Below are 21,487 nucleotides of genomic sequence, written 5' to 3' on the forward strand. Positions count from 1 at the left end.
GGGAGTTGGGGGAGCTTCAAAATCTTGGCATCACAACAGAGATGTATTGACGCAATCCCTGCATCCAAAAATACTCGTCTCAAGCTGCTGGAACTTTACCTGATATCGCTTCAACAAATGCAGCGTGTGAAATTCTCGCGCCTGTTTGCAAATATTCCATCGCCGTTAGCGCTGCCCAATGTGCGTCCCAATCGGAACCAGAACAGCAATCTTCAATAACGTGGAAGTGGTAATCGTGCTGATGAGCATCCGCTGCCGTGTAATGCACGCAAACGTTCGTCATCATACCAATTAATACTAAAGTATCTACCTTCAACCCCCGCAGCAGGATCTCTAAATCCGTACCAAAAAAACAGCTGTAGCGACGTTTGCTAATTGTAAATTCTCCGTCAATTGGAGCTAATTCACAATAATAATCAGTACTAGCCCAAGTTTCCAAACAGTGAATCGGTTCTGCACCATCTAACTCCCGTCCAAAATCCACCATTTCTTTACGATGGACTTCTTTACAGTGAATAATTGGTAGTTTTGCTTGACGCGCTGCTGCTAAAACTCGCTTTGCCTTGGGCAACAATTGAGCAATACCAACATAGGAAAGCGTGCAATCTCCTGTGAACGCTCCAGTTTGCAGATCGACACAAATTAAGGCAGTTTTATTTGGCTCTAGCTTGAGGTTCATCACTGATTGGTAATTGGTAATTTGTAGTTGGTAGTTGGTAGTTGGTAATTGGTCTTTTGTTACTGATAACTTTGTAAAGACTTTACATGTAACGTCTCTACATTGATAACTGATAACTGATTCTATCGGGTTTGATCTGCCCAAGGGGTAAGCTGTCTGGAGAGCCACTTCAAACTGTAGTCAATTAGCAGACCGATCGCGCCAATTAAAGCAATACAAAATAATACTTTCTCTGTTTGCAGAAATCGTTGAGCTTGAATAATTTTGAAACCTAAACCGCTTTGAGCTGCTACCAATTCGGCAATGACTAAAAAGTTCCAAGCTACAGAAATATTAACTCGTAGAGTATCTAGAACGCTAGGAAATGTTGCTGGCACAATCACTTTGAACAAGACATCGCGACGATTTGCCCCTAAAGTATAGGCAACATTAATCATCTCGTTGGGAATGAATTTGACCGCATCTGCTACCATGATGGCGTTGTACAGTACGACACCCAAGAAGACAATTAGTATCTTGGCTTCTTCACCTAAACCAACCCAAATCACAATTAGCGGTACAAATGCGGTGACAGGCATATATCTCACCGTACCGACAATGGGAGCGAATAGGCTTTCCATGCTGTAGAAAGTTCCCATTGCGATTCCCATTGGTACTCCAATAATTGCGGCAAATAGAAAACCGCCGAGAACCCGACCGCAGCTCACGAGGACATCCATAATGAGATTGTCCTGAGTCAACATATCTATACCAGCTTGGAGAACCGCTGTTGGTGTGGGGAGAAACATTGGCGGAACCCAACCCGCGTAACTCGCGATCGCCCATAATATTAACGGTACTGCGAGAGATGTTGCGGCGATCGCCATTGCCAGCCAACGGGGGAAACCTTGGCGGATGCTCCAAAACACGGAAGGTTCGAGATAGCGGTTTTGACGAGGCGAAGCTAGATCTGAATTACTGAAACTAGATTGAGCCACCAGTGGTATTACCTCCATCTATTAGCAAATACTTTAGAAACTTTCAGTAACTGGAGCAGCAGAGGATGTGAGTCGATCGCTGTGAAGAATTCCGTTATTTTGCTGAATTGTTGATCGGTTGTCTCAGTCTTCTGCTACTAAAAAGCATAGTGTAGAGAAAAGCAAGATTTGGGCAGCTTATTTTAATACTATTACAGTTGCTGAATTTATATGTTTGTATCTATTTATACTCAAATCAAGTATCATAATTGAAAGAAATTGGTGTAAACTAGTTTACTTCCATTTAGGTAATACTTTGTACCCTATTGACAACAATTTGCGCGGCGATCGCTCCTTTGTTTTTTTCTCTTGCAACTGCGATCGTACTGATAAAAATAGTTGATTGGCGATCGCGCTTTAAAGCTATATTGAGAAGTCGGAAGTCGTGAATCGTATGTTAGCAAACTATTACCTTTAAAGAGGCATCATTCATAGCCAAAAATCTGTATCTCAATTAACAATTTTACTGAATGGCTTGAGATTAACTGAATTAGAGCAACTTGACAAAAGTATAGATCGCGATAATTTTTAGATGTAGGAATGCGTAGCTTATGCTTGATACCCGCTTCAACGGTCAATTGCGGGAACAATCAACCCAATCGGGACGAGCCGATCTAAATCAACCTAAGTTGGAAGTCCGAGAAATCTGCAAATCCTATTCCAATCGTGGTAAGGAATTGGTAGTACTAGAAAAGATTAACTTCCAACTGGACCCTAGAGAATTTGTTTGTTTAGTTGGTGTATCTGGGTGTGGTAAATCTACTCTACTTAATATCGTAGCTGGACTCACAACTCCTTCCGCAGGTCAAGTATTAGTTGACGGTCAGGCTGTGACTGGTCGTCCTGGGAGCGATCGCGGTATGGTGTTTCAAGGCTACACGCTTTATCCTTGGCTAACAGTCTCGCAAAATATTGCATTTGGTTTGCAGTTGCGTAAAATGTCCAAAGCGGAGCAGCGAGAGCGGGTAGCATACTACTTGAACGTAGTTGGCTTAACTCAGTTTGCTAAAGCTTACCCAAAACAATTATCAGGTGGAATGAAACAACGAGTTGCGATCGCTCGTGCTTTAGCCAACGAACCAGAAGTACTATTGATGGATGAACCTTTCGGCGCTTTGGACGCTCAAACCAAAGAACAAATGCAGCAATTTTTGTTAGAACTTTGGGAGCAAACTCATACGACTGTATTGATGATTACTCACGATGTCGAAGAAGCAATCTTTCTTTCCCAGCGCATTTATGTCATGAGCAGTCATCCCGGTCGGCTGCAACTAGAAATACCTGTCAATTTGCCAGCCAATCGTCATTTAGAAATTAAACTCTCATCAGAATTTGTTGAGATAAAACGTCAAATTCTGCACGCTTTGCGCGGTGAGTAGGGGAGTCGGTAGGGGCGGGTTTCCAAACCCGCCCGTATGGGAGTCGGAAAGAAAGACTTATTCGTGTAACTTTCAGAAATAGAGTGTAAGTGATGGTTAAATTTCCTGCAAGACGTTTGATTGTGCTGGCTTTGATATCTTTGTTATGGGCTGTTGCTTGTTCTCCTCAAACTTCAACAACTTCATCTTCTTCCCCTTCATCTCCTACGCCTCAACCTCAAGTATTGATTTCTGGTATTAATCCTTGGCCTGGATATTCAGGTCACTATGTCGCACTCCAAAAAGACTTTTTTAGTCAAGAAGGCATCAAGGTGCAAGAAACTTTCTTTCAGAGTGCAACAGAAGGTATTACTGCATTTCTAGCTGGAAAAGTTGACGTAGGCTGGGTAACATCAGGAGATGCAGTACAAATGATTAGCAAAGATCCGTCAATTCGGATGTTCTATGTTGTCGATTATTCAAATGGATCGGATGGTATTTTAGGTCATAACATCAACAGTCCCAAAGACATGAAAGGAAAAACCGTTGCTAGAGAAAATATATTATTTGAGAAGGTTTTATTACGTAGCTACTTAGAGAAAGGCGGATTGACCGAACAAGATGCGATCGTAAGAGATTTAACTGCCGCAGATGCAGCAGCGGCATTTGCTGCCAAACGTGTCGATGCTGCCGTATCTTACGAACCCTGGTTGACTAAAGCAGCCAAGGAAAGTGGAGGAAAAATTATTTTTACCACTAAAGATACGAATTTAATTGCTGATGTATTAGTCGTAAGACAAAAACTGATTGAAAGCCGCAAAGCGGATCTTCAGGCTTATGTGCGGGTGATCGATAAGGGAGTTAAGTTAGTGAATTCTGGTGATGAAGAAGCAATCAAAATTGCTGCTCAAAAGTTAGGAGTCACCCCAGAGGAAGCAAAAGAACAAATTGCGGGGGTCAAGATTTTTGATTTGGACAGTAACAAGTCAATTGCATTTAATTTAAATCATCCCAATAATGCAATGAAAAATTTCGAGCTGACGGCAAGAGCTGCTTATGACTTTAAAATAGTTCCTAAACCTCTTGAGCTGAAATCTTTGTACGATGATTCTATAGTCAAATCAACTTAAACTTTATCATCCAAATTGTAAGGTGGGCATTGCCCACCTTACTACCACTCACCATGATGCACTCTAAAGCTGTCTGTCAAAGCTGGTTTTCGACGCAAAAAATTAGTGACAACCTCTACCTAATTAGCGAACCGCATTACTATTGGTGGAATCGGGCAAATCTCTGGTTAATTAAAGGTCGCGATCGCGATCTTTTAATCGATACTGGGTTAGGGGTAGCAAGTTTGCGGCAATATATTGCTAGTTTAATTGATAAACCATTACTGGCGATCGCCTCTCACATTCACTTCGATCATGCGGGTGGGATGCACGAATTCGACGAACGCGCCATTCATGCGGCGGAAGCCGAAGCACTGCAAAAAGGAGATGATTATGAGGCGTTGTGTACGCCAGCACAAGGCTGGGTATTAGAAGAACATTTCGACTTGCTACCTTACCCTGGATTTACAGTCGAAACATATACCTTAAATGCAGCAGAACCTACACAAATTCTCCAAGAAGGAGACGTATTAGATTTAGGCGATCGCGCTTTTGAGGTGTTGCATCTCCCTGGACATTCCCCTGGCTGTATTGCTTTATATGAACCCAAATCTCAAGATTTGTTCTCTGGAGATGTGATTTATGATGGCGAGTTGTTAGACGAACTTCATTGCAGTGATATCCCTACTTATATTGCTACCTACGAACGGTTAGAAAAACTGCCAATAGAGACAGTTTATCCCGGTCACTACACGTTTTTTGGCAAAGAGAGATATCAACAAATCATCGCCGAGTATTTAGCAGCAAGGCGCAAACCAGGTTGTCCTTCAGAAAAATTGTAGGTATCCGTATATTAAAAATATGCGATTCTCAACCATTTTAGTCTAATTACCAAGTTGCGGAGATGCAATATTCATACAGTGCCTTATTACAGTTTCGTTTCCTAAGAATTTCAGAGTGAATTTTCTGATAGCCAAGCATATGCATGGATTTAGAAATTAAAGCTGCTGTATCAACTGTATTGCCGAAGAAAGTAGAATTTCCAACAATATAATTTAACTCAGCTCCATCTTTGAGAACCTGCCTAATTGAAGCCAAATGTAGATGCATATCGTGAAAGTATTTTAATACATAAGTTGCTAAAAGATTTGCGTTTTTCCCATTAGAAAATTTGATTTTTTCTACAGTTGCAAAAAGTTCTTCTGGTAGGATATTTTCTTCCATTTTCCATAGGAGAAGACGACTAGTAGCAACCCCCCACGTTCCGCCAATTGTAGCCCAATCTATTTCACCTGCTTCTTTAGCTTCTGTAATAAACTTAGTCCAGTACATATATGGACGCAGTTCGCGAATATAACTAATTCGATTAGGATAAGGTGGCGAAGTTATCACCTTGTCTATTTGTACATTACTGAAACTATTTATCTTGCAAGCATCTATTTTAAATACCTTTGCATTACCTTGAATAGCTGTCTCTGCCGATTCTAATATGCAATCTAGAATTGTCAAAAAGAGTTTCTCAATGGATTCAATTGCAAAGTGATTTACTGTATCTTTAAATGACATCGAAACATGGTTGAAAGCTGCGGAAGAAGTTTCAATTACTAAGCGACAAAATACAATCCAAATAATCCCATTATTTTTATCTTCTTCAGGTTCGCCAAAATAGTTGACCAAAGCGGTTCTAAGAGCTGAAAGAAGTTTGAGTGTATAACCAGACCACCAACGTTCAATATTGAATATTTTGGGCAACCAATTATCTTCTTTTACAAGGTTTTTGTACTTTTGCAATGCTTTTTTTGCTAAGCTACGAACGCTATTTATGTACTCCTGAGAATAGTTTTGACACTTCACATTTCCTAACCAAACAAGAAATGGGTTGATGTCGAAGGCAAATGCTTGGTTTCCATACTCAGCGCTAACAAGTGCTGTCGTAGCTGTTCCAGAAAAAGGATCGAGAATACAAGCATCTTTTTCTACAGAAATTAAAAGCTTCTCAACAAGTTTTACTCCATACGCTGGAGTAAGTCGTAACCATCCATGCCGTCCAAGAATACGATTGTATTTGAAAGTATAATCAGATTTTTGACTAATAGTAGTTAACTTCATTTTGGACTTAGTAAAGCTTCTAACGTAATGTATATTTCCTGTTTTATTTCCTGGGAGTTTAGACGAAAGAAATCTGCTAGATCGTAGCCTAAAACTTCTCTACAGAAAACAAATAGTGATATTTGACTACTACCTACTGTAGTTCCAATAATTATTCCGCCTCGACTATTTCGATAACGTAATACTAAATCGGCATCAATTTGTGATGAGAAAATTGCAAAGATTGGCAGGTAGCCATTAGCCCAAGCAACAGCGATATTATCTAGATCGGCATTCTGCCTCTTACTATCTTTACTTTTATATCCTTGCCGCACTTCAAACACGACTCCCCTTGTTGGTGCGGGAACGCTAAGGAAGCTACTGTAATCTGCAATCCACTGAACAACTCTCGCTTTCACATCGGAATTTTGAATTTCGGCAAGTTCTAGTCGAGCGTCCAATGACAGTGTTTTATCTCTATCATTTTTTGTCTTAGCTGTGTAAGACCATAAAGCATATCTTGGATCTTCGTACCCTGTCCGATCGATTACTATCTGTCTAAATAGATTTTCACAACCCCTACCGATTTGCCGATAAACAGAAGTCATTCCACCAGCAGCTTTATGGGCAGCGTACATCAAATCTGAGTTAAGACCAATCCACGAGTAAAATGGATCTGCTCCATAAAGCGATAAAAACCTTGTCAAGTCTAGCCCTTCTTCCTTATTTCCTAGTCCTAACTTGGGCTTGTATCGCCTACATAGTTTTATCGGATCTAGAAATCTTTTGAGATAAAGGCTTTCGTCGGTCACGATCGCTTCAGAATTTTCTAATTGGGTCAATTAAGTATACAGCAAGTGAGCCTAACTGATATCTAGACTTTGCAAAACCAAAAATTCCTGCTTTACCGCCTCTGCAATACTTTCCGTAACCTGGGTTACCATCAAAGCACATTTTTCTACACTGGCGGCTTTGGCTGAAGACAGCACTTCAGGGGCGGAACCCACTCAGGATGGTGGGGGGGTAAACGTCATAGGGTGGAAAATCAGCAGGCGGATCGTTTGGAATTGACTCCAATCGCACTAAATGCTGATATTCCATCCAACTCAGAGTAGCGATCGCCACTGCATCCATGCTACTACTCCCTTAAACTGAGGCAATCGCACTTTCATCGCTACTAGCAGGAAGCTTTAACCAGTCTATCGGCTCCCGCGAAAATAGAAAAGATACTCCAACCGCCCCGACAAAGTTATCTAAATTCAGTCCCGTTTCCGTATCCACAACCGTTCCCTGACCGTGAAACAAGCGATGAATCCGAAAACGATGGTAGTTAGCGATGAGTTGAGGTAGCGTCACGTACTGACGGTAGTTGCGGGGGTATAATTCGGCATCTAATTTAGGCAAAAGATACCAAGGACAGCGAATAACTCGATGATGGGCGTTGTGATAGCCAAAGTTTAGCAGCAATACATTTAGCCAAGACCAACGCAGAGAAATGAGGTTAGAGAAAGTATTTGCTTCCTCATGTTCCAAACTGTATTGCGGTAAGGATTGACCTAGCTGAAACACAGTGTATGTGTGCTGAAAGCAATCAATAAATCTCAGGATGTTGATAAAGCAAATATAAGCGAAAAAGTAAAGAACAATAGCACGGGGAGAATAGATTGCTAAGGCTGTGAATAGACTACCTCGGAGTAATAGTAACAAACCGTTACGCACTCGTTCATCTCGGCGCTGTTGTCCCAAAAATGGAGAAAGGGCATTAAACCACCGCAACAAAAAGTTAATAGCGGGAAAATAAAGCCATTCCAGCGCCACAATTAGGCGTACTATCGGCTTTGGTGCAGTTTGGAGGAAATCTGGTAGGGAAAAAGCAGAAAAGTCAGCCCTGTTTTTATGATGGGCTAAATGGTTGCTGGCAACATCGCGATAACGACTGTAGCAAGAACCTGTCAGAAATAACATTACCTGCGCAAATGCGACATTCCAGCGCGGGTTACGAAAAATGTTGCCATGAATAAATTCATGGACGAAGTATGCTGCCCAAATTAGCGTATGGGTTAATAACACCGTACCCAAGAGGTTTAACCACCACAAATGCTGCACGATGCAGAAGATGGCAAAGCTGTATCCTACCAAGACGTAGGCTAACGCCGCACCGTTAATCCAGTAGTTGCGATCGTTGATATAGAAACTTGCATCTGGGGTAGCTGCCGTAGTCATATCACTAAATGGATTTCCGAATCTAGCCTCGGATTCAGCATACGGGTGTCCATGCATGAAATATGTTTTGAAAAATACAGTTAGTTGGAGAAAGAGAACAGTAGGAAACGATCGCTATCGAGCTAGCGTTCCTTTGGCTCCAAATTCATCCAAACTGTGTAAGTAATTTCCAACTGTCTCCACAAAACGCGGCGATCGCGATAAGTCGCCAAAAATCTCAGATATACCGAGTAAAGGTCGAGGATCGGAGCCGCCGGAACGAGCGCGTTGTGTCAAAATATCTGCCATAGGATCGTCGATCTCGATCGCGTTGCCTTGGTCATCCTGTCCCTTCAGGTAACGGAACCAAGCAGCAATCGTCAGACTCATATATTCGATCGCCCCATCCTGTTGTAGAGCGTCACGCAACGAACCCAGAATAAATTTTGGCATCTTAGCAGCACTATTGAGACACAAACGCGGTAGCCGATCCTGTATTTTAGGATTGGCAAATCGTTGAATTAACGTCTGTTTGTAAGCGTCTAGATCGATTCCCGGTACGGGTTGAAGCGTGGGTGTAACTTCTGCCATCAGGCGATCGACGGCTTGCCGAATTGCCGGATCTGCCATTACCTCATGCACGTAGGTATATCCTGCCAGAGTGCCGAGATAACCAATGAGTAAGTGACTGGCGTTGAGTAACCGAATTTTCATCATCTCATAAGGATGAACGTCATCGGTCATTTGTACGCCTACAGATTCTAAATCCGGTCTACCCGCACAAAAGTTATCCTCAACGACCCACTGAAGAAATGGTTCTGCCACAACTGGAAAGGCATCATCAATCTGAAATTGCTCCGCCACCATTTTGAGATCGGCTGCTGTTGTCGCGGGAGTAATGCGATCGACCATGCAGTTAGGAAAGGTGACGCGATCGCTAATCCAATTTCCTAACTCTGGATTTTGCATTTGAGCAAAGGCAGTTAACATTTTACGGGCAATATTGCCATTACCCTGTAGGTTGTCACATGATAACACCGTAAACGGTGGCAATCCTTGTTGGCGACGCTTATTCAGTGCTGCTGTCAAAAAGCCATAGACCCCAATTGGTTCGTGTGGATGTTGTAAATCGTGCTGAATTGTCGGATGGTGAGCATCAAATTCGCCGCTACCTTCAATGTAGTAATAGCCTGCTTCTGTAATCGTCAGCGTCACAATTCGACAGTGGGGATCTGCCAGTGCGTCAATAACGCGGGCGCGGTTATCTGGGGCAAAGAGATAGCGTGTAATCGAGCCAATAACACGCGCCCAATCGCCTTCAGTCGAGCGTTCCACCAAAGTATACAAACAATCCTGAGAATGCAAAGCATCGCGCATCCGGCGATCGAATTCCAGCAGTCCCACCCCGCAGATACCCCATTCGCGATCGCGAGATTGCTGCAAATAGTTATCAAGATATAGTGCTTGGTGCGCTCGATGGAATCCACCCACACCAATGTGGACGATGCCATTAACTAAGGAGTGGCGATCGTAATTGGGAACGCGGATGTTGTTCGGCAAACGAGATAAGGAAGCTTCATTCAGCTTAATTGTTGAGCCTGTGCTGATATTGCTGTTCATGGAATTCATCAGTAGTTAAATGGTGACGACGAACTTTAGGAATAGCTTCACCTTGCTGGTTAAATAAATGACAGAGATCGCCGTTAATCTGGAGCGGTGCGAGATCGTGCATCCGGCTGGGATTATCTCCGTCTGTTTGCACAATTAACGTGTCGCCACCCGCAATCTTGACGTAGAGAAAAGTTTCTCCACCCAACCGTTCTACAACAAGTACTTCGCCATTGAGCGTGGCGTTATGGCGATCGAGTCGCAAATGTTCGGGACGAATCCCCAGCGTGGCTCTATCTCCTACCGACAATCCAGGCTGGACGGGAATTGTTACTGTTGCCTCACCAGGCAGTGCAACTGTTGTCCCAGAATTATTTACAGCTGTCACCGTCACTGAGAGAAAATTCATTTTAGGCGAACCGATAAACCCAGCCACGAATAAATTGCGGGGATGGTGGTACAGTTCCAACGGCGATCCGACTTGCTCGACAATACCACCCTGCAACACCACAATTTTGTCAGCTAGTGTCATCGCCTCCACTTGATCGTGCGTCACGTATATCATCGTGGCTTGCAAAGTATCATGAAGGCTAGCAAGTTCGATCCGCATCTGTACGCGCAAGGCTGCATCCAAGTTTGACAGCGGCTCGTCGAACAAAAAGACTTTAGGTTTGCGCACCAAAGCCCGACCGATCGCTACCCGTTGGCGTTGTCCTCCCGATAGTTCTCTAGGCTTCCGATTTAATAGCGGTTCTAATTGAAGGATACGGGCAACTTCTTTCGCTCTTTCAAGACGCTGAGCCTTAGGAACACCCGCTAGGCGCAGACTAAACGCCATATTCTCTGCTACCGTCATGTGGGGATACAAGGCATAGGTTTGAAACACCATTGCCAACCCGCGTTTATCTGGTGGCACGTCATTTACTCTCACGCCATCAATGAGTAAATCGCCAGATGTGATTTCTTCCAGTCCAGCGATCGCCCGTAACAAAGTTGATTTGCCACAACCAGAAGGACCGACAAAGACAACAAATTCGCGATCGCCGATATCAAGATCGATACCTTTAATCACCTCAGTATCGGCATACCGTTTATGGATATTTCTTAAAGTAACTGTTGACATAATTTTGGGAATTGGTGATTGTTATGAGTGGCTAGTGGCTGGTGGCTAGTAGAACCAGCAGTAAATAGGGTGTGGGGGAGCCAGTGCGGTGCGGGGGGTTCCCCCGTTGTAGCAACTGGCGTTGTGGGGTGTGGGGTGTAGGAAATTTTGAATGCGTGAATTTTGAATTGCTCCCTTGTCCCCCTTGTCCCCCTTGTCCCCCTTGTCCCCTACTTCACTGCTCCAAACGTCAACCCCCGTACCAGTTGCCGTTGACTGAGCCAACCGAAGATCAGGATGGGGGCGATCGCCAGTGTTGATGCGGCGGAGAGTTTTGCCCAGAATAGCCCTTGGGGGCTGGAAAATGAGGCAATAAATGCTGTGAGTGGGGCTGCATCTGCTGTCGTCAGGTTTAAGCTCCAGAAGGCTTCGTTCCATGACAAAATAATTGAAAGCAGCGCGGTGGAGGCAATTCCAGGTAATGCTAGGGGTAGCAAGACATGGAGCAGTTCTTGGCGCGTGTTTGCCCCATCCATGCGATCGGCTTCGAGAATATCTTTGGGAACTTCTTTGAAGAAGCTGTAGATCATCCAGACAACGATCGGCAAGTTAATCAGGGTATAAATGATAATCAAACCGATGCGGGTATCTAGCAATCCCAAGTTGCGACACAGAATGTAGATCGGCACTAATACGCCTACGGGTGGCAGCATTTTGGTAGATAGCATCCACAGTAAGGTTCCTTTGGTGCGCTTAGTAGGGAAGAATGCCATTGCATAGGCAGCAGGTACGGCAAGCAGTAGCGCGAGTATTGTCGAACCGAGTGAGACGGCTATGCTGTTAAACGCATAGTTGAAATAATCTGCCCGATCTTGGATGGCAACATAGTTTTCCAATGTAGGCTGGAAAAACAATTGCGGTGGAGTTGAAACTGCTGCTACTTCAGTTTTGAAGCTGGTAATAAACATCCAGAAGATCGGGAAAAACAAGATGGCAGCAGCTAGCCATCCTAGAATTGTCCAGAGCCAGAGGCGAGAATTTTTACGTGCCATGATTATGTATCCAGATTACGAGCAACGCTACGCATCAAAAAGATTGCGACGATGTTGGCAAGGAGGACGGCAATTAATCCACCCGCTGAAGCACCACCGACATCAAATTCTAGTAAGGCTTTGAGGAAAATATAATAGGCAAGGTTAGTAGTTGCCAGTCCGGGTCCACCACCAGTAGTCACGAAGATTTCGGCAAAGATCGTCAGGAAGAAAATCGTCTCGATCGCAGCGACTACAGCAATAGCGCGACTCAAATGCGGTAGCATAACGAAACGAAATAAGGCGATCGCATTTGCCCCATCCATCCGCGCCGCCTCTAGTTGTTCGCGGTCTAAAGATTGAATGGCTGTGAGTAAAATTAGCAGTGCAAAGGGCAGCCACTCCCACGAAACAATGATGATAATCGCCAGCAAGGGAAAATCGGCAAACCAATCGATCGCCCCTAAGCCCAATCCTCTTGTGATTTGAGCAAACAGTCCGTTGACTGGATGCATCAACATATTCTTCCAGATCAAGGCGCTGACTGTAGGCATGACGAAGAATGGCGAGATCGCCAGTACCCGCGCAATCCCGCGACCGGGAAAGTCTTGGTCAAATAAGACCGCGAGTAACGTGCCTAGCGCGATCGTAATTGCTAACACCGAGGCGACCAGAATTAAAGTGGTGGCGATCGCCGTCCACAATGCCGGATCGGTGAGGATGAAGGTGAAATTTTCAATTCCGATGAATCGGCGGGCATCTGGATTCAGCAGGTTGTATCGCTGAAAGGAAAACCATAAGGTCATCGCCAGAGGCACAATCATCCACAGCAGCAGCACAATGACCGAAGGCGCAACTAAAGGTAAGGTCGATGTCTGTCGCCTAGAACGTTTGGCAGGTGGTGGCGTTGCCTGTTGAGGCTTTACAGCTAATGAGGAAGACATAAGTAAGTCAAAAGTTAAAAGTCAAAAGTCAAAAATTGTAGGGGCGGGTTCACCCGAAATACTGGTCAGAATCAAATACGATCGGTAAACCCGCCCGTACAAAAGTCAAAAATTGTAGGGGCGGGTTCACCCGAAATCTGTAGTTAGCATCAGAGTCTATTTGGGAAACCCGCCCGTACAGGAGTCGGGAGTCGTAGGGGCGGGTTTGGAAACCCGTCCCTACGACTCACTGGTCAATATATCCGGTGTGTTTCATAAACCGTTCGGTTGCACTCTGCGATTGTTGCAATGCTCGATCTACCGAAATGTTGTTGGTCAGTGCGGCGGCGATGGTCTGCCCGACAGAAGCGCCGATCGCTTGAAATTCTGGAATGTCTACATATTGAACTCCCTTATAAGGAGTTGGTTCGGCGGCGGGATGGGTAATATCGGCAGATTGGATTGAGTTCAAGACAATCTGAGCAAACGGTGCGGCTTTTTGATAATTGGGATTGTTGTAGGTGGAAGTCCTCGTCCCTGGTGGAACGGCAACCCAGCCATTTTTGTTCGCAACCAATTGGATGTATTCCTTGGATGTTGCCCAGGCGATGAACTTTTGCGCCTCTGCGGGAGATTTTGAGGTTTGAGGAATTGCTAACGCCCAAGCCCATAGCCAGTTCGATCCATTAGGATACTCTTCAATTGGCGCACGGGCAAAGCCAACGCGATCGGCGACTTGGGATTCTTTCGGATTAGATAACAGTCCCGCTGCAACGGTTGCATCTACCCACATGCCGCATTTACCCGTCGAGAACAACGCGAGATTCTCGTTGAATCCATTAGAACTGGCTCCTGGGGGTCCATATTTTTGTAGCAGTTGGACGTAAAATCCTACTGCCTCTTTCCAGGCTGGAGTATCGAGCTGAGGTTGCCACTTCATGTCAAACCAGCGCCCGCCGGAGGTGTTGACCAAGGTAGACAGAAATGCCATGTTTTCGCCCCAGCCAGGTTTTCCTCGCAGACAAACGCCATATACCCCGTTTGCCGGATCGTGAACTTTACTCGCCCACTGTGCGATCTGAGCGTATGTTGGTTGTTCGGGAACGCTAATTCCTGCTTTGGCAAACAAATCTTTGCGGTAGTACAGCATTGAACTTTCTCCATAGAACGGCAGCGCGTAGAGCGTGCCGTCGTTGGAAAGTCCTTCTCTGATGGGTTTTAGCAGATCGTTTACGTCATAGCTAGCAGGTAGGTTGTTCAATGGTGTTAGCCAACCTCGTCTCGCCCATATTGGGGTTTCATAAGAACCGATTGTCAAGACATCAAATTGTCCTCCCTGGCTGGCAACATCCGTAGTCGTGCGTTGGCGCAACACGTTTTCTTCCAGCACCACCCACCTGAGTTCGATATTGGGGTTTTCTTGTTCAAACTGGCGAGAAAGCCCCTGCATGACAACCATGTCGCCGTTGTTAACGGTGGCGATCGTCAGTCTAGTTTTCTCGGCGGCTGATGAAGACGAACAAGCGTGTAGCAGTTGCACCAGCATCAACCCAGTCAGGAATGCAACCAGTACTTTAGCGAAGCGGGGGATACGCACCGCATAACTCCTTTGATGTTAAAAAATTAAATGAAATTTTGATTTTATGCTCTAGACTTGGGCAAAAGCTCAATAATAGAGATCGTACTCGGCTCGATTTAAAAAATGAGAAGTCAATGAGTATTTGCAATAATTCTTCAACAATAGGTAGAACCAATGACAGCAAGAGCCACCTATGACTTTGCGGGTAAGACCATCCTGATTACAGGCGGTGCAGGAGACATTGGCAAAGCGACCGCACATCGTTTTGCTGCTAATGGTGCAGGTGTGGCACTCTGGGATTTAAACGAAACCAAAATGGTAGATGTAGCGCGAGAACTAGCAGAGTACAACGTTCCAGTCGCCACATTTGGCTGTGATGTCACAACCTCTGAAGATGTCGCCAAAGCTTTTGCTGGGGCTGTAGAGCAATTGGGACGGATCGACTATGTTTTTAATAATGCAGGCTATCAAGGTTTGTTTGCCAAGACTGACGAGTACCCAGAAGATGACTTTCAAAAAGTCATTGACATCAATGTTGTCGGTGTTTTTCACGTTCTCAAGGCTGCCGCACAACATATGCGCGAATCTGGCGGCGGGGCAATTGTCAATACGGCAAGTTATGCGGGGGTAGTAGGTCCACCGAACATGGTGGCTTACGCTGCTTCTAAGTTTGCGGTTGTCGGCATGACTCAGACAGCAGCAAAGGATCTCGCTCCTTATGGTATTAGAGTCAATGCACTCTCTCCAGCGTTAATCGGTCCTGGCATGATGTGGACGCGACAGACAGAATTACAGGCATCTGTAGGATCTCAATACTTTGATTCCAATCCCAAAGTCGTCGAGCAGCAGATGATCGATTCAGTCCCAATGCGCCGTTTGGGAAGCTTAGAAGAAGTTGCTAACGGTGTAGCGTTTCTCATGAGTGAAGAAGCCAGCTATATTACTGGGTTTAACTTGGAGATTACGGGTGGACAGTAGGGGGACAAGGGGGACAAGGGGGACAAGGGGGACAAGGGGGACAAGGGGACAAGGGGGACAAGGGGACAAGGGGGACAAGGGGGACAAGGGAGACAAGGGAGACAAGGGGGACAAGGGGGACAAGGAGGTGACTATCAATGACCCACTACCAATTACCAATTACCCATTACCACTTTTAATAATTTGTAAAGAACTGAGCAAAATGCCTTGCTTTGAGCATATGCTCGAAGATTCAATCTTCCTTTTGAGAGATATACAAATCCTGAAGGTAGGATATGGGAGAAACTGGTTCGGAGCGACGCGATCGCAAGTTAGATCTGGCAGCTCATGCTGCATGGCTCTATTACATAGCCGGAAATACGCAAGAAGAAATTGCAGCAAAGCTCAGCGTGTCTCGGCAAGCGGCACAACGCCTAATTGCGCTGGCTGTGAGTGAAAAGCTGATCAAATTTCGGCTCGATCATCCCTTGAGTGAATGCATTGCTCTAGCTGAAGCGCTACGCGACAAATTCGATTTATCGCTTTGTGAAGTCGTACCGAGTGACGCGGGAAGTGGCGACACATTCAACGGTATTGGCGTGCGTGCTGCTAGCTGTTTAGAAACGTATCTTATTGCAAAAACGCCTACAGTATTGGCATTTACTTCAGGGCGAACATTGCGATCGATGGTGGAGCAGATCCCGTCAATGGAGCGACCGCAGCATAAAATTGTTTCTACTATTGGTAATATGTCTCATTACGGGCGGGCAGGTCATCATGAAGTCGTGATGCATTTATCAGAGCGGGTTGGTTCGCAAGCGTATCCCGTACCGACTCCGGTTGTAGCGACTAGTGTTGAAGAACGGGAACTGTTGCAGACGCAGCGATCGTTCATCGCCGTCAAAACCCTTGCCGAGCAAGCCAAGGCAACATTTGTCGGTATCGGTCAGATTGATTGGAATGCCCCATTACATCAAAATGGCTTTATTAACGATGACGAGGTAGCTGAATTAGTCGAACTGGGTGCAGTGGGGGAGATTGCAGGCTGGGCGTACGATCGCCACGGAGTTTTGCTGCAACAGGGAACGAATAGCCGTGTCGCCAGCGTACCGCTCGAACAACCCGCGCAGCGGCTCGTTATTGGTGTAGCAGGTGGCGTAAAAAAGGTAGAAGCCATTTTAGCTGCTTTAAGCGGCAAGCTAATTACAGGGTTAATTATCGATGAAGCAGCTGCTCAAACAATTCTTGCCAAAATCTGAATTAGCCAGTAAAAAAGCGATCGCCTTCATAATTTAAACAGAACGCGATCGCCCAACCACCAATTACCAACCACCAACTACCAACTACCAATTAAATATCCCGTTCGCTCAATTCGCGAGTCATGTGATCGAACGGTTCATCGATAAAAGCTGTATTTTCTACGCCAGCTGCTACTGCTTGTGCCTTCACAATATCCTTCATCATTTGGATACCGCGCACGGTAGGACCAATTGGTACGCCCAGAGAATTATAAGTCTCCCGCAAGCCTTGTAGCACGCGCTCGTCTAGCACATCCATATTGCCAGCTACCAGCGCGTAAGTCGCATAACGGAGGTAATAATCCATATCTCTCAAACAAGCAGCATAGCGCCGCGTTGTATAGGCATTACCACCAGGACGAATCAATTCTGGTTGTTCGGCAAATAATTGCGAACCAGCCTGCTTGACAATTGATGCAGCATTTGAGTTAACTGTTGCAGCTGCTTGAACCCGTGCCGTTCCGGTGTCAAAGTAGGACTTGAGCCGTTCTAAGGCAGTGCGATCGAAGTACCGTCCTGCCACGTCGTAAGTCCCAATTAAGCTTGTTATTGCATCCCGCATTTGATTGCTCTCCGAATTTTTCCTATCTGTGGTTTGATATTGTTGAGCTAAGGAATTGCACTTGTTAACAACTGACCGTGCCACCTCAAGCCTGAAAGCCTACAAGCAAACCATTGCTCTTTAAGGATTTTAAGCTAAATTTGACCCCGATGAGAAACCATCCATGCGTCCCAATTAATACAGCTTGTTAAGGAATAACTAATATAAGCCTCCAGGCAGACGTTTTGTCATTTAAACTACAAAATTGCCTTCACTCTCTTTCTAGGATGATTCAAATGTGGCAAGATCTGGCTTCCAGCAAACCACATCGTGGCAGCAAGCTGAGAGTGCAATAGTTCCATTCAGTCATTGGCAGATTAAGGAGTCACCATGCCCGAAACCGCACAAGAAGTCTTGAAGATGATTCAAGATCAGAACATTCAAGTCATCGATCTAAAATTCATTGACACGCCTGGAATTTGGCAGCATTTGACGGTATACCAAAACCAAATTGAAGAAAGTAGCTTCACCGACGGCGTAGCCTTCGATGGTTCTAGTATTCGCGGTTGGAAAGCCATTAATGAATCAGATATGGCAATGGTTCCCGATCCAAAAACCGCTTGGATCGATCCATTTATGGCAGAACCGACTCTAAGCCTAATCTGTAGCATTATTGAACCTCGTACAGGAGAGCCTTACGCCCGCGATCCTCGCTCTATTGCTCAAAAAGCCCTAGACTACCTAATCTCCACAGGCATCGGTGACACAGCCTTTTTTGGTCCAGAAGCCGAATTTTTCATTTTTGATGATGTCCGCTTCGACCAAAATCAGCACGAAGGATACTACCACGTAGATTCCATTGAAGGGCGTTGGAATACAGGTAGAAAAGAAGAGGGTGGCAACCTGGGCTACAAACCCCGCTACAAAGAGGGATATTTCCCAGTTGCGCCAACAGATACATCTCAGGATATGCGGACTGAGATGTTGCTGACGATGGCTAAGTGTGGCGTGCCAATCGAAAAGCATCACCACGAAGTTGCTTCAGGCGGACAGTGCGAACTTGGTATTCGCTTCGATACCATGATTAGGTCGGCTGACAATTTGATGATTTATAAGTACGTCATCAAAAATGTTGCCAGAAAGTATGGCAAAACTATCACCTTTATGCCTAAGCCAGTGTTCAACGACAACGGCTCTGGGATGCACACCCATCAATCAATTTGGAAAGATGGGCAGCCTTTGTTTGCAGGTGATAAGTATGCTGGCTTGAGCGAAATGGGGCTGCATTACATTGGTGGTATCCTCAAGCACGCTCCTGCACTTTTAGCTTTAACCAATCCCACGACTAACTCTTACAAGCGTTTAGTCCCTGGGTTTGAAGCGCCTGTAAACCTTGCCTATTCTCAAGGTAACCGCTCTGCTTCCATCCGCATTCCGCTATCTGGACCCAATCCCAAAGCTAAGCGGTTAGAGTTTCGTTGTCCAGATGCAACGGCTAACCCTTATCTAGCCTTTGCTGCTATGCTTTGCGCTGGACTAGACGGAATTAAGAATCAGATCGACCCTGGCGAACCCTTAGACGTGGATATCTACGACTTGTCGCCAGAAGAGTTAAGCAAAATTCCTTCGACTCCAGGCTCGTTAGAAGACGCTCTAGAAGCATTGGAAAAAGACCATGAATTCTTAACGTCAACTGGAGTATTCACGGAAGATTTCCTTCAAACTTGGATTGCTTACAAGCTTGACAACGAAGTTAACCCGATGCGGTTACGCCCCCATCCTTATGAATTTGCCCTCTACTACGATTGCTAGAACGTTACATGTAACGCCTCTACATCGCTAAATGAGTTTTCAGCCACCAAATTGCAGGTGGCTTTTTTCATGCGGTAAACATGTTAGGGCGGGTTTGCAGGGATATTTGGTTGGATCTCAGAGATTGCTGGTGAACCCGCCCCTACATTGTCTCCCTTGTCCAAAAATTTTTCACCAAAAATCTCCAGACCTATCGAAAGATTTAGGAATTTTTCGTAACACTTATTTACAATAAATTAAAGATTAGGTAAAGACCGACTCAAAACTGATTCCAGCAACTACCTATGGCTGACACTTTAACAAAACTGACATATCAAACTTTTCAGCAGAGCAAAAATTACTTCGGACTCGCTCACAAGATACTCAGCACGCGGGTAATGAGCCTAGTTTCGCCGAGCGATCGCAAGTCTAAACCCTTACCGCTCGATTTGCTACAGAAAATCAACCAGCGTTACGAACGACTGTTAGAAGTAGACTGGCAAGATGCCGAGGCAGGAGTCTATCCCCACAATATCCTGTTCGATAATCCTTGGGATGAGTTCTTCCTCTACTATCCGGCTGTATGGTTCGATTTGCCGCAAATTTGGGAAAGAGCCAAACAAAAAAACTACCAAGATTTTGACTCGAATTTAGATATTGCCGGCTATCCCAGCTACTACCTGCAAAATTTCCATCATCAAACGGGTGGTTATTTGAGCGACCTGTCAGCCAATCTCTACGATTTACAAGTAGAGATTCTATTTGGTGGCTCGGCTGATGCCATGCGGCGGCGGATTCTTGCATCCTTGAAGCAAGGATTGAGTGCTTTTGACGATGTACCCGCTAGCCAAATTAAGATTCTCGATATTGCTTGCGGTACTGGTCGCACTCTAAAAATGATTCGCGCTGCTTTACCCAAAGCGGCGTTGTTCGGTACGGATTTATCCCCAGCCTATTTGCGCAAAGCCAATCAAATGTTGTCTCAAATTCCTGGGGAACTACCGCAATTGCTGCAAGCTAATGCCGAAGAATTGCCATACATGGATAACTACTTCCACGCTACGACCAGCGTATTCTTATTCCACGAACTGCCAGCAGTCGCACGGCAGCGAGTTATCGAAGAAGCTTTCCGAGTCACCAAGCCAGGTGGTAGGTTTATCATCTGCGACTCGATTCAGATGAGCGATTCTCCAGAAATGGAGCCAGCCATGACAGGCTTCTACGAAACCTTCCACGAGCCCTACTACAGACATTACATGACAGATGACTTAGTAGAGCGTCTGGAAAAGGCAGGTTTTGAGAATGTCACTGCTGAAGTCCAATACATGAGTAAGGTATTGGTAGCATGTAAGCCAGTGTAGCAACTGCGAGTGGAAAAATTGCGATCGAAGGCGGTGACGATGCCACCGCCTTTGAATGACGGGAGAAAGTTAAGATTTATTGCTAAAGACAGGCAATTGCTATACCTAAAAGCGATAAATTGGGTCTAGAAGACCTCATAGCTGTTAGAAGGCATTTCTATGACGAGCGATCGACCAGATCCGGCAACGGTAGTAAGTGACTCTATGTCTAGCGAAGAAATCCTCGAAGAGTTAGTTGAAGGTACTGGCATTAACCATGTAGAGGTGATCGAAACTGTCATTGCAAGCTTGCAGCAAGATGAAAGTGCAATGGTCAGTCATACTCAGAATAGCTATTTATGGAAGTTTAAGTATGGTAGCGTTGAAGTCTTCGTGCAACTAACCGGACAAACCGATGAAGACACGTTCAAAGTTTGGTCTGCGGTATTAAAATTACCCACCAAAAACGATGCTGGTTTAATGCGACGGTTACTAGAAATGAACTGGTCTGATACCTTTGAAGCCAGTTTCGGTATCTTTGACGAGCAAATTGTGGTTTTGTCTACCCGCACTGTAGCAGAACTTTCTGCTGGCGAGGTATCCCGCCTGATTACAGTCGTAGCTACGATCGCCGATGATAATGACGAGGCTCTACAACAAGAATTTGCTAATTAGTGGTAGTTGTTAGTTGGTAGTTGGTAGTTGGTAGTTAATTCCGCCTTCCCCCTTGTCCCCCTTCGCCCCCTAATCCCCACTCCCTTCGGTCGTGGGGTCCCCGAGTTCCCCCTTGTCCCCCTTTCCCCCGGCTCCCCTGTACGGGCGGGCTTTGACCGAAGATTAATTGACGTGAGCCATGAAGCTTTTA

At 45.3% G+C, this 21,487-nt stretch carries 23 protein-coding genes; 9 read left to right on the forward strand and 14 right to left on the reverse strand.

Going from position 1 to position 21,487, the window contains the following annotated elements; genetic code table 11:
• Positions 1-79: 79 nt before the first annotated feature.
• Positions 80-679 (reverse strand): cysteine hydrolase family protein, encoded by a 600-nt coding sequence (locus tag DSM107010_RS16735; protein WP_015156666.1) that lies wholly within the window; start codon positions 677-679, stop codon positions 80-82.
• 122 nt (positions 680-801) lie between these two features.
• On the reverse strand, positions 802-1,656 hold the full coding sequence (locus DSM107010_RS16740) for an ABC transporter permease (protein WP_106168590.1): 855 nt from the start codon (positions 1,654-1,656) through the stop codon (positions 802-804).
• Between the two features lie 590 nt (positions 1,657-2,246).
• Between DSM107010_RS16740 and DSM107010_RS16745 the strand changes: the two genes are divergently transcribed.
• The 3 genes from DSM107010_RS16745 (at position 2,247) to DSM107010_RS16755 (ending at position 5,004) form a co-directional block, all read left to right on the forward strand.
• Positions 2,247-3,074: an ABC transporter ATP-binding protein gene (locus DSM107010_RS16745; RefSeq protein ID WP_015156664.1), complete on the forward strand. Its 828-nt coding sequence runs from the start codon at positions 2,247-2,249 to the stop codon at positions 3,072-3,074.
• A gap of 92 nt (positions 3,075-3,166) precedes the next feature.
• Complete coding sequence (locus tag DSM107010_RS16750) at positions 3,167-4,183, forward strand: ABC transporter substrate-binding protein (RefSeq protein WP_106168589.1); 1,017 nt, start codon at positions 3,167-3,169, stop codon at positions 4,181-4,183.
• A 56-nt stretch (positions 4,184-4,239) separates the two neighbouring features.
• Positions 4,240-5,004 (forward strand): MBL fold metallo-hydrolase, encoded by a 765-nt coding sequence (locus DSM107010_RS16755; protein ID WP_106168592.1) that lies wholly within the window; start codon positions 4,240-4,242, stop codon positions 5,002-5,004.
• Positions 5,005-5,050: 46 nt separating this feature from the next.
• Here the strand turns inward: DSM107010_RS16755 and DSM107010_RS16760 are convergent, their stop codons facing one another.
• From DSM107010_RS16760 to DSM107010_RS16800, 11 genes are all read right to left on the reverse strand, one after another.
• A complete protein-coding gene (locus tag DSM107010_RS16760) occupies positions 5,051-6,271 on the reverse strand; it encodes a DNA adenine methylase (RefSeq protein WP_106168588.1) in 1,221 nt (406 codons plus the stop codon).
• Complete coding sequence (locus DSM107010_RS16765) at positions 6,268-7,092, reverse strand: hypothetical protein (RefSeq protein WP_199755579.1); 825 nt, start codon at positions 7,090-7,092, stop codon at positions 6,268-6,270. The genes DSM107010_RS16760 and DSM107010_RS16765 overlap by 4 nt, the downstream gene beginning before the upstream one ends.
• A gap of 21 nt (positions 7,093-7,113) precedes the next feature.
• Complete coding sequence (locus DSM107010_RS38490; RefSeq protein WP_158631799.1) at positions 7,114-7,257, reverse strand: hypothetical protein; 144 nt, start codon at positions 7,255-7,257, stop codon at positions 7,114-7,116.
• Positions 7,241-7,384 (reverse strand): hypothetical protein, encoded by a 144-nt coding sequence (locus DSM107010_RS38495; protein ID WP_158631800.1) that lies wholly within the window; start codon positions 7,382-7,384, stop codon positions 7,241-7,243. The genes DSM107010_RS38490 and DSM107010_RS38495 overlap by 17 nt, the downstream gene beginning before the upstream one ends.
• Positions 7,385-7,396: 12 nt before the next feature.
• On the reverse strand, positions 7,397-8,473 hold the full coding sequence (locus tag DSM107010_RS16770; protein WP_241994238.1) for a fatty acid desaturase family protein: 1,077 nt from the start codon (positions 8,471-8,473) through the stop codon (positions 7,397-7,399).
• 114 nt (positions 8,474-8,587) lie between these two features.
• A complete protein-coding gene (locus tag DSM107010_RS16775) occupies positions 8,588-10,072 on the reverse strand; it encodes a mannitol dehydrogenase family protein (protein WP_106169973.1) in 1,485 nt (494 codons plus the stop codon).
• Positions 10,038-11,183 carry an ABC transporter ATP-binding protein gene (locus DSM107010_RS16780; protein WP_015156659.1) on the reverse strand — a complete coding sequence of 382 codons (1,146 nt, stop codon included), beginning with the start codon at positions 11,181-11,183 and terminating at the stop codon, positions 10,038-10,040. The genes DSM107010_RS16775 and DSM107010_RS16780 overlap by 35 nt, the downstream gene beginning before the upstream one ends.
• Before the next feature lie 45 nt (positions 11,184-11,228).
• Positions 11,229-11,447, reverse strand: a complete 219-nt coding sequence (locus DSM107010_RS16785) for a hypothetical protein (protein WP_127023412.1) — start codon at positions 11,445-11,447, stop codon at positions 11,229-11,231.
• A complete protein-coding gene (locus DSM107010_RS16790) occupies positions 11,393-12,214 on the reverse strand; it encodes a carbohydrate ABC transporter permease (protein ID WP_015156658.1) in 822 nt (273 codons plus the stop codon). Before DSM107010_RS16790 ends, DSM107010_RS16785 begins: the two co-directional genes overlap by 55 nt.
• A 2-nt stretch (positions 12,215-12,216) precedes the next feature.
• The gene (locus DSM107010_RS16795; RefSeq protein WP_106170385.1) at positions 12,217-13,137 is read right to left on the reverse strand and encodes a carbohydrate ABC transporter permease; all 921 of its coding nucleotides are present in this window, start codon (positions 13,135-13,137) and stop codon (positions 12,217-12,219) included.
• Between the two features lie 226 nt (positions 13,138-13,363).
• Positions 13,364-14,662: an ABC transporter substrate-binding protein gene (locus DSM107010_RS16800; protein ID WP_084739185.1), complete on the reverse strand. Its 1,299-nt coding sequence runs from the start codon at positions 14,660-14,662 to the stop codon at positions 13,364-13,366.
• A gap of 207 nt (positions 14,663-14,869) precedes the next feature.
• Here DSM107010_RS16800 and DSM107010_RS16805 point away from each other — a divergent pair, with 207 nt between their 5' ends.
• The 3 genes from DSM107010_RS16805 to DSM107010_RS16810 are packed head-to-tail and all read left to right on the forward strand — an operon-like array spanning position 14,870 to position 16,911.
• Positions 14,870-15,673: an SDR family NAD(P)-dependent oxidoreductase gene (locus tag DSM107010_RS16805; protein ID WP_015156655.1), complete on the forward strand. Its 804-nt coding sequence runs from the start codon at positions 14,870-14,872 to the stop codon at positions 15,671-15,673.
• Positions 15,663-16,109 (forward strand): hypothetical protein, encoded by a 447-nt coding sequence (locus DSM107010_RS41320; RefSeq protein WP_241994240.1) that lies wholly within the window; start codon positions 15,663-15,665, stop codon positions 16,107-16,109. Before DSM107010_RS16805 ends, DSM107010_RS41320 begins: the two co-directional genes overlap by 11 nt.
• Entirely contained in the window at positions 15,991-16,911 is a 921-nt protein-coding gene (locus DSM107010_RS16810) for a sugar-binding transcriptional regulator (RefSeq protein WP_342669351.1), read from the forward strand. Before DSM107010_RS41320 ends, DSM107010_RS16810 begins: the two co-directional genes overlap by 119 nt.
• A gap of 91 nt (positions 16,912-17,002) precedes the next feature.
• Here the strand turns inward: DSM107010_RS16810 and apcB are convergent, their stop codons facing one another.
• The gene (apcB, locus tag DSM107010_RS16815; RefSeq protein WP_015156653.1) at positions 17,003-17,512 is read right to left on the reverse strand and encodes an allophycocyanin subunit beta; all 510 of its coding nucleotides are present in this window, start codon (positions 17,510-17,512) and stop codon (positions 17,003-17,005) included.
• A gap of 369 nt (positions 17,513-17,881) precedes the next feature.
• Here apcB and glnA point away from each other — a divergent pair, with 369 nt between their 5' ends.
• The 3 genes from glnA to DSM107010_RS16830 all read left to right on the forward strand — a co-directional run bounded on the left by glnA (position 17,882) and on the right by DSM107010_RS16830 (position 21,297).
• Positions 17,882-19,303, forward strand: coding sequence for a type I glutamate--ammonia ligase (gene glnA / locus DSM107010_RS16820; RefSeq protein ID WP_015156652.1), 1,422 nt, complete (start codon positions 17,882-17,884; stop codon positions 19,301-19,303).
• 284 nt (positions 19,304-19,587) lie between these two features.
• Positions 19,588-20,643 carry a class I SAM-dependent methyltransferase gene (locus DSM107010_RS16825; protein ID WP_106169521.1) on the forward strand — a complete coding sequence of 352 codons (1,056 nt, stop codon included), beginning with the start codon at positions 19,588-19,590 and terminating at the stop codon, positions 20,641-20,643.
• 159 nt (positions 20,644-20,802) lie between these two features.
• Positions 20,803-21,297, forward strand: coding sequence for a YbjN domain-containing protein (locus tag DSM107010_RS16830; RefSeq protein ID WP_015156650.1), 495 nt, complete (start codon positions 20,803-20,805; stop codon positions 21,295-21,297).
• Positions 21,298-21,487: the final 190 nt, after the last annotated feature.

It is taken from the genome of Chroococcidiopsis cubana SAG 39.79 (assembly GCF_003991895.1).
GTDB lineage: Bacteria > Cyanobacteriota > Cyanobacteriia > Cyanobacteriales > Chroococcidiopsidaceae > Chroococcidiopsis > Chroococcidiopsis thermalis.